Genomic DNA, 13,739 nt, shown 5'->3' with positions numbered 1-13,739 from the left:
AAAAGATCATGAAAAAAATACTATCATATACACTAATTATTCTGTCCATTATATCGTGTAGCGACTTTCTGGAGGAAGTACCTGAGGACAGACTTACTGAAAATAATTTCTACGGTAATTTGGATGATGCAGTAGCAGCTGTAAATGCCATTTATGTCCCCGTTAGGAATAATTTTAGAACACTTTATATGTTAATGCTTGATATTCAGGCAGACTATGCAAATGGAAGAGGTTCAACACAACCCTTAGGTGAGTATCAAGGATTCGACCAAACTAATATTAACAGGGCTGGTACAATGTGGGAACGCTTTTATCAAAGCATAAGAAATGCCAACATTGCAATAAACATGATTGATAAAATCGAATTATCTGATACAGATAAAAAGGCTTTGATAAGTGAAGCTAAGTTTATGAGGGCATATTGTTATTATCATCTTGTAAGAAATTGGGGAGGTGTTCCCATATACCTTGAAAAGGAAGGGGAAAATACTGGTAGAGCAACAATTGAGGAGGTATATCAGGTTATAATTGCCGATTTAAAATCTGGTGAAACTGATTTGCCTGCAACTCCAACTCAGTTTGGACGACCTTCAAAATGGTCGGCAAAATCACTGCTTGCCGAAGTTTACCTTGCCAATAAGAATTATGGATTGTCTAAAGATAAGGCACAAGAAGTAATCGATTCTGGAGAATTTTCTCTAATCGAGGTAACAACAAGCGCTGATTTCAATGATGTTTTTGGACCTTCGGCCAATGGTACTTCAGAAGAAATTTTTTATATAAAATTCAGCCATCAAGATGGTTGGGGATGGCCTTTGAATTTATTATGGAGTGAAACGCAATTTTCTCCTTTTGGAAATTATGTTATTTTTTCAGTACCTGGTCCCTTTTTTGAGAATTGGGATGATGCCGATCTCCGTAAAGAGTGGAACGTATTTACAGAATATGTAAATAGAAGTACCGGTCAATTAGAAACCTTACCATCTTCTACGCCAATTTTGTGCAGTAAATTTAGAGATCCAGATGCTCCCGAAAGAGAGGCGCACGCCAATGATTATCCAATTTTGAGATACGCAGATGTTTTGCTTATTTATGCGGAAGCTTCCGTAATGGATGATAATACTGTTTCTTCATTAGCTCTTGAAAGCCTGAATAAAATAAAAAGACGAGGTTATGGTTATCCTACAAATGTAGCTTCTCCAGTTGATTATCCTAGTAGTGGATGGACTGTAGACTCGTTCAGGGATACTGTTTTACAGGAAAGGGCATATGAACTTTATATGGAAGGAAAAAGATGGTTCGACCTAAAACGTACAGATAAGGCAAAAGAATTGGTTTTGCAGAACACAGGGAAAACCGTTCTAGATGTCCATTTATTGTGGCCAATTCCACAGCAGGAAATTGATACTAATCCAGATATCAGTCAAGCCGACCAAAATCCAGGATACTAGTGTTTTAAAATTTAAATCAGAGAAGAGCAATCTTATCCCTTCTCTGATTTAATATCCAGCATATCTCTTAATATGGGAGATAAACTCTTTCGAAGGAATTTAAATTAAAATCTCTTTGAAGGTTAAAGGTGTTGTTATACCGAATTGCATATCCCTATGTCCTGAATTCAAAGCAATATCTATGAGGATGTAATTAGTCATTCGTAATTAATTCATTTATAATCGTTATAATGAGAAAAGGAATTATTTGGTTCATGGTTGATAGCCCTTATCATTTTTTTCTTCTAATTGGATTGTTTTTTATTGGAAATGGATCGGTCAATTCACAATCCAAGGCAGAAGTAAAATGGACGGAAGGTAATCCTTCTCTGGTAATTGACGGTGAGACCTATCCACCATACGCCTATATGTCCTATTTAGGTGAGGAGAAATATTACAAGGAAATTTCCGAAACCGGTATCCATATTTATAACATCCCTGCCTATCTGGGAGAAGGAGGTATAAATACTATTTCAGGAATAGGGCCTTTTAGGCCTCCCATATGGCTAGGGGAAGGCAATTATGATTTTACTGGATTGGTTAAGGATTTTGAGAAAATTATAAAATCTGATCCCAAAGCAAAAGTTATTATCCGTTTTTATCTTGATCCTCCGGAATGGTGGACTAAATTATATCCAGAAGCCTCAGCACATTTACCCGACGGCACTACTTTTCGTCAATGCTTTGCCTCTGAAGTATGGCGGGATAAAACTGGGGATGTATTTCGTGACTGTTTGGATTGGCTCTTAGGTTCCAAATACTCCAATTATTTAGCTGGAATCCATGTGGCCAGTGGATTTACAGAGGAATGGTTTTATCACCCCAAACAATATCAAGATAAAAACCCTGCCAGATTACAAGCATTTAGGCAATGGTTGAAAGATAGTTATAAGAACAATGATGCTTTAAAAAGGGCATGGAACAAACCTTCACTTACTTTTGAAAATGCCCAATTGGCCAATATCGATGAGCCAGTAACAAGAAAGGATTGGAGGAACCCAGACCAGGAACAAAATTATATTGATACTTATCGTTTTCAAGCAGAGGTCTTAGTGAACAATATAGCTTATTTCTGTAGAATAGTTAAAGAAAAGAGCCATGGCAATCTTTTAACGGGTGCTTTTTCTGGATACCATTATTTTGTAGGGGATGCTAGGCGTGGACATGGTGCCCTAGCAAAATTGTTGGATTGTCCGGACCTTGACTATCTGTCGAGCCCAAATGTTTATAACCGTGTGATAGGGGAGGACTGGCCTGCAATGGCGGCAATAAACTCGGTTCACCTCCATGGTAAATTATGGCTTACTGAAAACGATACCCGAACGTCCATAACCACCTTGTTGAAAGATCGCTCCAACGACATAGCACCTCCCGGACAATATGAGAGCGGTGTATGGTTAGGTCCGGAGGACATGGACACCTCGGTAGCATTTTTATGGAAAAACACGGCAAGAATGCTGGCCTATGGGTATGGAGGCTGGTGGTTCGATATGTGGGGCGGATGGTTCAGTGATCCTGAACTATTAAATGTTTTAGAGAAAACACAGCAATTGCACACCATATTCCCCCCATCGTCAGGAGAAAAGATGAAACCTCAAGTAGGGATTGTGGTAGACGAAGAACTCTCTTTTTGGGACCCAACCTATGGTCATCTTACAGAGAAAATTTTATCCAATCGTTATCCGCTTGCAAAAACAGGGACATCCTATGATCTTTTTCTTCGGACGGATCTAAAAAATATGCCAACCTCTCAATATAAAGTAGTTTGGCTAATGGGAATTCTTGAACTTAGTTCAAAGGAAGAAGCTAGAATAAATAAGTGGACCAAACAGGGTAAAACCGTTCTATGGACTAATGGTAAAGGAACACATATCTTCCATCCAAATGATGAGGAACTATTTATGGAAGGAAAACTAAAATGGTCAGCCTCGGAATTAGGTGAAACATGGGGGAAAGCAGGTGTACATAGGTATATTGATACTGAGGATGTATTTTATATCGGCCGAAACTGGATGGGCATACATACCATAAAAGGCGGTGAAAGGACCATCAGTTTTCCATTTATGGCCCAGGTGATAGATCCATTGGAAAAGAAAATAATGTATGATTCCACAAGACGATTGCAATTGAATTTAAAACCAAAATCAACCTTAATTTTGAGGGTAAATCCTTTAGAGAAATAAAATAACCACTTGAATAAATAACTATGAATACGAAAAAATTATATTATTGGCGGCTTTTATGTTTTGTCATACTTGCGTCCCTTGCATCTTGTAACACAAATAATAACGGTGACGACCTGTCCATTAACAATGGTAAACTAAAATTGAGCTTTAGTAAGGAAAATGGTTCACTTATTGTTTTCCAAGATTTAATAGAGAACTATGAATTTTTGGATGAAAAGAAGACATTGGAATTACCATGGGAAATTAACTTTAATCACGCCCAAGATTCTTTATATGAGCCTCTTGATTTTGAATATTCTAAACCAGATTCATTGACTTTGGTTCTTAAATGGGGAAATTTTAAAGGTGAGGAAAACAAAGAATTTGCGGTTACGGCTGTAATCAACCTAGATAAAGAAAAGGCCTTATCCTATTGGAAAATATCGCTTGTTGGTACGCAGGGTAAAGAAATTAATAGTGTTGTGTTTCCTAAGATAAGTGGGTTTAAAGATTTAGGTCAAGAAAAATTGGCTATACCTAATATAATGGGAGAGTTACTTACGGACCCAAGAGGAATTCTTTCATCAAGAAAATCAGAAAATAAAAGGTTGGATTGGGTATATCCAGATAATCTTTCATTGCAATGTTTGGCATTATATAATCCTGAAAAAATTGGTTTATATCTTGCTTCAAATGACACCCACACCTTCAGAAAAGCTTATTCACTTAATTTGGATAAATCTAATAATTTCACGTACCAAATGTCCAATTACCCATCTTTTGATGCAAATTCCAATTCATATTCTCCGTCTTACGAAGCTGTAATCGGTTCGTTTAAAGGAGATTGGGTTACTGCTGCTGAACAGTACAGGGAATGGGGTTCCCAACAGGAATGGACCTCTAAAAGTAGGTTTAAGAATGGTCTACATCCAGATTGGTTGGAAGAAACCGCATTATGGGTTTGGAATAGGGGTAGATCGGATAATGTATTGGTGCCAGCTGCAGCATTAAAAAAACGATTGGGACTGCCTGTTAATGTATTTTGGCACTGGTGGCATGGTGCCTCATATGATGAAGGTTTTCCAGAATATTTTCCACCGAGGGAGGGGGGGGAATCCTTTATCAATGCGATGAAATTGGCACAACAAAAGGGTGTTCATTCCATAGTTTATATGAATTCCTTTCAGTGGGGCGATTCTACTGAGAGCTGGAAAACCGAAAATGCTTCGGTGTATGCAGTTAAGGATATAAATGGGAATTTAAGGTCTCATGCATATAATATTTTTACAGGTAATTCCCTAACGAATATGTGTATGGGGACTCAATTTTGGAAAGACAAATACACCTCTCTATCCGAAAGTGCTGTTAATATATACGGGACCAATGGGGTGTATATGGATCAAGCCTGCATGTCTAGAGTGTGTTATGATAAAGCACATGGGCATGCAATAGGTGGCGGTAATTATTGGTTTAAGAATTTTGGAAAACTTACTGATCAAATTCGCTCTAAAATCTCTATTGAAAAGGAACCAATTTTAGCTGGTGAGCATTGCAACGAAAGTTGGATGCCCTACCTTGATCTTTTCTTGACCCTTCAAGTAAGTAGAGAAAGATATTCTGGAGTTGGGCAATGGGAGGTTATTCCGTTCTTTCAGGCAGTTTATCATGAATACGCTATTACCTACGGTAATTATTCTTCGCTGGTTACCCCACCTTATGATGAACTATGGCCTAAAGAATTTGCACCGGAAAATCAGGAACAACCTTTGGACCCCATATTTAACAAGCAATTCCTAATGGAACAGGCCAGGTCTTTTGTCTGGGGTATGCAGCCAACAATTTCTAATTACCATAGTTTTTTGGAAACTCAAAGAAAAGAAGAAATTGATTACTTAATGAGTATTGCGAAAATCAGGTATCAGGGGCTAAAATACTTGTTGCATGGAAAATTTTTAAGAGCCCCCTCTATGCAAATTCCAGAAGAGGAATTGGATATATCAAAACTTTCTATATACGCTGGAAGAAAGGGTGAGAGTGTTACAGCGTATAAAAAGAAATATCCCTTGGCTTATTCTGGAGCTTGGAAAGCCGATGATGGTAACGTTGGAATTCCCTTGACCAGTATAAGTGAGAAGCACATGCTGATTAACTTTAAAATAGACACTAATGATTACAACATTTCTTCAAATGGGGAGGTCTACTTAATAAATAGTGAAGGCAGAAAATTGCTGACAACATATAAGGAGAATGAGGTTATTGTAGAACATCAATTAAAACCAAGAGAAGTGTGCCTAATTGAAATTATTCCAACATTGTAAGGCCAATTTGATACTAGAAAAGTAAAGTTAGTTAGAGTTAGTTGTTTGATAACCCGGGGCGAAAATTATTTTGCTTCGGGTAAATCAACACTGGTTAAATCAAAACGATACTTAAACTGAAACTTTGAATAAACCACCATTTGTATATTATGATACACCTATATTCGTGTGTGTTGACAGATTTCTATACATTTAGTTAGAAATCTTTTTTTTATATAATTGGTATTATATTATATACGATATTAATTTTGTGTAATAAGATTTATTTAAAGGCAGCTGTGTTTTATGGCTAATACCCCTATCGAAAAATTTGAGATAAAACTGGTATGGCAATCAAATAAAAAAATCCCGCATGTGGCGGGATTTTTTATTTGATGGAATTAGCCCTTTTATTTGGTCATTTCCTTTAACTTTTCCTTTGCGGAATTCTTTGTCCGATCATAATTTTCGGCAACTTTTGATTCAAGTTCATTGACGGTTTTTTTTAGCTTGTCGCCCGCTTCGTTTATCGATGATTTAAGTGCTTCCTTTTTCTCTGGAGGCATAGTTTTATATTTCCAGAAGGCCCACGCTCCCGCACCGATCCCCAATAGGGCAAGTATGCCTTTTTTATTATTTGTCTTCATTGTATTTCAATTTATTACGTTTCTGTTAAGGTAGGTCAAAAATTGTTTAAATCATACCTTTCAGAGACATTTCTCATGTTTTCCTCCACAAAAGAACAACTTTAATTTGTTGAAGTGTTGACTCTAATAAATTGCCTGCCCCAATCTATACTATGAAGTAAAATTGGGGTGAAGTGGAGGCCCGCTGACACCCAATTAATTGGCCCTTAATGTATACGATTGAGTACCTTTTTTAATGTCCAAATAGACGTGGTTTTAAGTAAACTTTAGAGGAGTGATATTTTGACCCTTTGATCCATTGAACGTCTGTAATCCATATAATTACAGAATCCTCTTACCGATATGTATTTAATTTTTAATTATATTTAAACCAACAGATAACCCAACCTTCAATCCAGACTTGCGTCTAGATAAATCTATGATCCTGACCGATGAAAACAATTTCACATATTCTCCTTGCCGACGACGACCCAGACGATTGCATGTTTTTTCGGGAAGCTTTGGAGGCATTGTCATTTTCTACCCAACTAACTTTCGTCAAGAATGGGGAAGAGCTCATCGAGTTGCTTTCAAAGAAAACCGCAAAACTCCCCGATATCCTCTTTATGGATTTGAATATGCCCCGTAAAAGCGGCATTCAATGCCTATCTGAAATAAAAAATAATCAAAGGCTCCAAAATATTCCAGTGGTCATAATTTCTACCTCCTATGACTGTACCATCGCGGACGGGCTTTACCATTCTGGTGCCTCCTACTATATCCAGAAACCTATCGGGTTTTCACAACTACAGAATCTCATTTCCCTTGCGGTCGAACTTGTAACAAAAGAAAATATCCTACGCCCCGAAAGGATCAACTTTTTACTCGAGCAAAACATTTAAAAGGATAAAAATAGCCAAATAGCAACTGTAATAGGACAAGGTTTATAATTATGTTCCATTACTTCAGGTACTTGCAGAACTTCTATGCGATAGTACCTACGGAGCTATTTTGTGTAATTAGTATATAAATTGGACTTAAAACCGCAGTTTATTTTCCCTACCTTTAAAGCCTATGTGATTGTTAAAATATAAGATCTATTTTTTAATTGATTATTGCAACCTCACATGTATTTATAGGAACGGACCTAAAAATCGATATTCACCCGTATTACATGGATTTGAAAACACCCAAAAAGACCCTCATAAAATCAGAGAACAGTTTCCCTGTAGTAGGGATTGGGGCCTCCGCTGGCGGCCTCGACGCTTTTAAACAACTTTTGAAGGCCATTCCCGAGTCATCCGGAATGGCCTATGTACTGGTACAACATCTGGATCCGAACCACCAAAGCATGCTCCCAGAACTGCTGCAAAAAGTGACTTCTATTCCCGTTATGGAGGTTACGGATGATATAAAGGTAGCGCCAGACCATATCTATATCCTCCCTAGTAACAAGATAATGATCGCCAATGATGGTGTGCTGGAACTGAGGCCCCGTCCTGAAAAAGGTATCAACGAACGTAATATGCCTATTGATCTTTTTTTTAGGTCGCTGGCCGAAGTCCACCAATCCCATTCTATCGGGGTTGTACTTTCTGGTACTGCCACTGATGGCACGTTGGGACTTACGGCCATCAAAGACCAGGGCGGTATTACCTTTGCTCAGGACGAGGAATCGGCGGCATATAGCGGCATGCCACAAAGCGCGGTACAGGCCGGAGTCGTCGACTTTATACTCTCCCCAGGGGACATACCGAAAAAACTTCTGGAGGTGGCCCATATCATCAACGGTAATGGTGCGGAAATTTCCGGACAAAAAGAAGAAGAGGCAATATACAAACAGATCATCTCCTTGCTTCAGGTTCGCAAGGGAACCGATTTCACCTACTATAAACAAACCACGATACACAGAAGGATACTCCGTAGGATCGACATCACCAAGACCGGGAAACCCTCTGTTTATCTAAACTATCTAAAACGGGAGAAACAGGAGTTGGATGAACTGTATATGGACCTTTTGATTCCCGTAACCGAATTTTTCCGGGATCCCAAAATCTTCGATAAACTGCATAATAAGATTATTCCCACTATCATAGCAAATAAAACCTCTAGCGGCACTGTCCGCATCTGGGTAGCGGGCTGCAGTACTGGTCAAGAAGCATATTCCCTTGCGATTGCCTTCCATGAAATATTTAATGGCAGCGTATCTTCGTCCTCCCACCCTCAAAAAGTACAGGTCTTTGCTACGGATCTTAGTGGACCCGCCATTGAAAAGGCGCGATCGGGTATGTATTCCCAAAGTGAGGTGAAAGGTCTGACTACCGAACGCCTCGAAATTTATTTTACCAAGAAGAAAGACGGTTACCAGATCAATCAGTCCATTAGGGACAGCTGTGTCTTTGCCGTGCACGACTTTTTAAAAGACCCGCCATTTAGCAAGATGGACCTTATAAGCTGCCGTAACGTACTGATTTACCTGGGAAGCTACCTGCAAAAAAGGGCGTTAACCACTTTTCACTACGCATTGGATCCCAAGGGTATTCTTTGGCTGGGAAAATCAGAAACGACCAGCGGGGTGCCCTCACATTTTGTGGCCCTCGATAAAAAAGATAAGTTATTCTCCCGCAAGGAGGTAGCAGGCCATTTTATCCCCACAACGAGCCGGCGAAACGGACCGTATTTCACGGATCCATACGGGATCGGAAAAAATGGGAACCTTGCCACCGATTATCAGAAGACCGCAGACGACATTCTCCTTAGTAGATTTACCCCGGCCGGAGTGGTCATCAATGAAGCGATGGACATCGTCCATTTCAGGGGCGGTACCGGGCGTTATCTGGAGCCTGTGCCCGGCAAGGCCAGTCTCAATCTATTTAGAATGGCGAAACAGGGACTGGCCTTTGAGCTGCGCAATATTTTGCACAAGGCAAAAAAAGAAAATGATGCCGTCGTTAAAGAAAATATACCTATACAGATCAATGGCGACCACATCCACATAATAAGTATCGAGGCCATCCCATTGCCCAATATCGTAGAACCCCATTATCTGGTCCTTTTTCACGAACAAGGTCCACAAGAGGACGCAATTTCGGTGACAGACAAAAAGTGGTCCAAGGAAGCCGGTATCGGTGAAAGTACCAAAATGATCGAAAAAGATCTCCAAATACAACAGTTACAAGATGAACTTGCCCAGACCAGGGAGGATATGTGCAGTATTATCGAAAGTCAGGAGGCGGCCAACGAGGAACTGCAGAGTGCCAATGAGGAACTGATGAGCGGGAGCGAGGAACTGCAGAGCCTCAATGAGGAAATGGAGACCAGTAAGGAAGAGCTCCACAGTACCAATGAGGAACTCATGACAGTACACCAAGAAACTATAGGTCTGAACGAGCGATTGAGCATTGCACTGGACTATGCCGAGGGCATTGTCGATACCATACACGAACCCTTGTTGGTACTCGATGGGAACCTTCGGATAAAATCTGCCAACAAGACCTTTTATAAAACCTTTGAGGTAAACGAGAAGGATACCGAAGGTAAACTGATCTTTAAATTAGGGAACAAGCAATGGGATATTCCCGCTCTGCGGACCCTATTGGAGGACATTCTACCCGAAAGGTCGACAATTGAAAATTTTGAGGTAGCTTGGAATTTTCCCAACATCGGGAAACATACAATGCTATTGAACGCCCGTGAGATAAAAAGGGACAACGAGGACGAAAAATTGATCCTGTTGGCTATTGAGGATATTTCCGAACGGACCAATCTAAGGGAAAAAGAAAAAGAGCTTTTTGGCAGGTATGAGAATCTGCTGTTACAGGCCCCCGTAGCCATTATGGTATTAAAAGGATCCAATTATGTGGTGGAGCTGGCCAACAATGCCTATTTAGAGATGGTAGAAAAGGATACCGATTTTATTGGCAGGCCCTTCTTTGAAGCGTTGCCCGAACGCAAGACCCAGGGAATCAGGGAACTTATGGACGGGGTCGTCCGCAGCGGAACACCATATCATGGCAACGAAGTGGAAGTTACGATGCTCCGGAAGGAGAAAAGCGAAAAAGGCTTTTACAATTTTGCATACCATCCCACCCAGGATGCCGACGGTACGGTAACGGGTATCATAGTAGTGGTTACCGAGGTAACCGAGCAGGTAATCGCTAGAAGACTGGTGGAGGAAAGCGAGTCCCATTTCCGGCAATTGGCGGAACGGATGCCCGCCAAGATAAGCAATGCGGACATAGCTGGAAATGTTACTTACTTTAATAAGGAATGGCTGGAATTCACCGGGCTAGAATTCGAGGAATTAAAAGAACTGGGCTATCATAAGATTATGCATCCCGAGGAGATGCAGGAATTTGGGGAACGCCTCCAAAAAGCTTTGGAAACAAAGACCGATATGGAAATGGAGATGCGGTTCCTGAACAAGGACGGGGACTATATATGGCACCTGAATATCGCATCCCCGATAACGGACGAGAACGGCGACTTCAAAATGTGGATCGGCGTGACCACTGATATTTCCGAGCAGATAAATACCAGAAAAAGCAACCTAGAGACCTACAAAAAACAGTCCGACATACTGGAGGAACTAGTAGCGCAACGAACCTTTGAGTTGAAAGGGGCCAATGACGAACTCCTAGAAATGAACCGAGAACTGAAAAGGTTGAACAAAGAACTGGTATCCTTTACTTTTGCGGCCAGCCACGACCTCCAAGAACCATTGCGCAAGATCCAGATCTTTGTCGGGCGTATTTTGGAGGATGAGGAGAGCGAGGGCCTGAGCGATAAGGGCAAAGGCTATTTCGAACGGATATTGGCAGTGTCGAATCTAATGCGGAAACTGATAGAAGATCTGCTTGATTTTTCCCGTCTGGCCTTGATCGATAGAAAATTTATAACGACCGACATCGATAAGTTGACTGCGAATGTTATAACAGAGCTTGAAACGACCATTGATGAAAAAAAGGCCATAATAGAGTTTAATGGTTTGGGGGCGCTACAGGTGATCCCATTCCAATTCCAACAGCTTATTTTTAACCTAGTCAGCAATGCGCTCAAATTCTCGAGGCCCGATATTCCTCCGTATATTACCATAAAAAGTAAAATAGCCAAGGGCAAAGAGTTCAAAAGTAAAAAACTTGTCCCCAATAAAAAGTACTACCGGATTAGAGTGGGGGACAACGGGATTGGCCTTAGGCCCGAATACGGCGACCAAATATTCGAGTTGTTCAAACGCCTCCATGGAAAAGATGAATACCCTGGAACTGGTATAGGGCTCACTATTGTAAAACGGATTGTAGAAAACCACAATGGGAGTATTACTGTGGAAAGCGAACCAGGTCTAGGGGCAAGGTTTGATATCTATATTCCGGTGGTCCAAGAGACCCCTTGACAACTATTGAACGTTCTACCCACGATACTTTACATCGACCAAAAGAAGGTCGGCAACCTGTCTTCTCTGGCATGTACAGATACAAGGGAGGTATTCCCCGTCCAAGAAACTGACAAGCATCGAATAAGTAGCAAGAGAGGCCTAGAGACCCCTGTAGGGTCCCGTTTAATCCCGTGACTTCCTCGGCGGGGATTATCAAAACAGACCTTTTGAAAGAAGAGAATAAGGTGAAATGGAAATGACCAATAAAACGGCCGTTGCAAGGACCGACCTCAAAATAAAACATTCTCTGTAATTGTTTGTAACTCCGATAATTCACCTTATACGAAAATGGAAAAGTATATTTAATTGACCCTTGCAGTAAACGATTTGGAAACTTTTTGAAAGTCTAAATTAACTGGGGCTAAGTAAACCTCAGAGAATTGGTATTATGTTCAATATAGCGGCGTATTAGTTTTTCAGTATATGCTAACATTATTATTTTCTTTTTTAGATTTTATTTTCAACTACGTCTTTCGCTAAGCTTGTTTTTTTTAACTGGGTGAAAGGTGAAGATATTTTGTAGCCAAAGATTTGTGATTTGCTTGGCCGTATTCAGTGAAAGTTGTCTCCCTGAATATATTTAATTCGAAAAGCACTTTTAATTGATGCATAATGACTTATGTCATTTCTAGTAAAGAAGCTATTGACTAGTTTAGCTGCACCACTAGGTATCTAGGACATTAACAGAACTAAAACAAGAACGGATGAAAGCTAAGGCAATACTTAAAAACTTAAATGGTAACGACGATAAAGATATTATTATTCGAAACCTAAGTCGGATTATGAATTTGAGGGTCACTAATGTCAATATTAAAAAGAAAACGATTTATTTTTTATATTCCACTTCCATCGTTTTTGAGCAAGCCAGACGTGAATTGTGGAGAATAGGGTACCCTGTGGAATCCTGTAAACTTAGCGGATTCGAACCTAATTCCCGTCAAAAGTATGTTGTAGTAAATATGGCATAATCTCATTCGTTTAAACTAATAATCCATGCCGGTGTGGGTATGTAGGTCAATTATTACCAATTTGACAATTTTTCGAGCCATAGTTTTTCTGATTTTTTAAGTTGATTCCACCAAATCTATCCTATAATCCGGATCATCCGTATTGATGATATCGATAAGTGCTTTTGGTGATTTCGATGTAGTTATCTCTTTCTGTACCCATACTGTTTTCCATCCATGTTAAACCATATTGCTACTTTATAATCATTGCCATTCTTTTCCCACTCAATATCATTAGCCTTGGGGTACAATTCTAAAAGACCATATCTAAAGCTTTTTGGCACTTCGTTTGTTTTAAAATCGGTAGTGCGCACTATGACATCTTTGGGATAAAATGCCGTGGCAATGGTCGCAATTCCTTCCGCCAACAATTGGTACATCATTAATATCAATTTCGTTAAAGTGTTTTATATAACGTTTCATTTTTCAGATTTTCAGGGTTTGGGAAACAAATTTCCTAAAATTACCTGTTTTTTGCAATGATGTTGATTAGTCTCTCAAAATAGTTTTTTGCGTTACATCTAAGTTTAAATCCAAATAATTCTACCTATGGCTTGTCCCGATCAACATCAATATTTCAGGATGTAAGGATTTTTTCAAAGAGTTAAAAATGGAATTTAACTGTATCGGTTGTTAGTATAATGCTTGTAACATGATATTGGTCATTTCCTTCTGTCCATCATGTTGATACCTTAGCTCTTTTGAAATACACACAAGTAT

8 protein-coding genes are annotated in these 13,739 nt (G+C 39.7%); 6 read left to right on the top strand and 2 right to left on the bottom strand.

Features of this window, described 5'->3' with window-relative positions:
- Positions 1 to 8: 8 nt before the first annotated feature.
- The 3 genes from KCTC52924_RS17720 to KCTC52924_RS17710 all read left to right on the top strand — a co-directional run bounded on the left by KCTC52924_RS17720 (position 9) and on the right by KCTC52924_RS17710 (position 5,973).
- Positions 9 to 1,451: a RagB/SusD family nutrient uptake outer membrane protein gene (locus tag KCTC52924_RS17720; RefSeq protein ID WP_251807696.1), complete on the top strand. Its 1,443-nt coding sequence runs from the start codon at positions 9 to 11 to the stop codon at positions 1,449 to 1,451.
- Between the two features lie 230 nt (positions 1,452 to 1,681).
- Positions 1,682 to 3,673, top strand: a complete 1,992-nt coding sequence (locus KCTC52924_RS17715) for a beta-galactosidase (protein ID WP_251807695.1) — start codon at positions 1,682 to 1,684, stop codon at positions 3,671 to 3,673.
- Between the two features lie 23 nt (positions 3,674 to 3,696).
- The gene (locus tag KCTC52924_RS17710; RefSeq protein ID WP_251807694.1) at positions 3,697 to 5,973 is read left to right on the top strand and encodes a DUF6259 domain-containing protein; all 2,277 of its coding nucleotides are present in this window, start codon (positions 3,697 to 3,699) and stop codon (positions 5,971 to 5,973) included.
- Between the two features lie 389 nt (positions 5,974 to 6,362).
- Here the strand turns inward: KCTC52924_RS17710 and KCTC52924_RS17705 are convergent, their stop codons facing one another.
- Positions 6,363 to 6,599: a YtxH domain-containing protein gene (locus KCTC52924_RS17705; protein ID WP_251807693.1), complete on the bottom strand. Its 237-nt coding sequence runs from the start codon at positions 6,597 to 6,599 to the stop codon at positions 6,363 to 6,365.
- 431 nt (positions 6,600 to 7,030) lie between these two features.
- Between KCTC52924_RS17705 and KCTC52924_RS17700 the strand changes: the two genes are divergently transcribed.
- The 3 genes from KCTC52924_RS17700 to KCTC52924_RS17690 all read left to right on the top strand — a co-directional run bounded on the left by KCTC52924_RS17700 (position 7,031) and on the right by KCTC52924_RS17690 (position 12,980).
- Positions 7,031 to 7,480: a response regulator gene (locus tag KCTC52924_RS17700; protein ID WP_251807692.1), complete on the top strand. Its 450-nt coding sequence runs from the start codon at positions 7,031 to 7,033 to the stop codon at positions 7,478 to 7,480.
- Positions 7,481 to 7,752: 272 nt separating this feature from the next.
- On the top strand, positions 7,753 to 11,970 hold the full coding sequence (locus KCTC52924_RS17695) for a chemotaxis protein CheB (RefSeq protein WP_251807691.1): 4,218 nt from the start codon (positions 7,753 to 7,755) through the stop codon (positions 11,968 to 11,970).
- A 746-nt stretch (positions 11,971 to 12,716) separates the two neighbouring features.
- The gene (locus KCTC52924_RS17690) at positions 12,717 to 12,980 is read left to right on the top strand and encodes a hypothetical protein (protein ID WP_251807690.1); all 264 of its coding nucleotides are present in this window, start codon (positions 12,717 to 12,719) and stop codon (positions 12,978 to 12,980) included.
- A gap of 182 nt (positions 12,981 to 13,162) precedes the next feature.
- Here KCTC52924_RS17690 and KCTC52924_RS17685 read toward each other — a convergent pair whose 3' ends face one another.
- Positions 13,163 to 13,402, bottom strand: a complete 240-nt coding sequence (locus KCTC52924_RS17685; RefSeq protein ID WP_251807689.1) for a hypothetical protein — start codon at positions 13,400 to 13,402, stop codon at positions 13,163 to 13,165.
- Positions 13,403 to 13,739 lie beyond the last annotated feature (337 nt).

Source organism: Arenibacter antarcticus (assembly GCF_041320605.1).
Classification (GTDB): Bacteria; Bacteroidota; Bacteroidia; order Flavobacteriales; family Flavobacteriaceae; genus Arenibacter; species Arenibacter antarcticus.
Note: the sequence above shows the minus strand (reverse complement) of the source record. Positions and strands in the feature narration are given on the sequence as shown.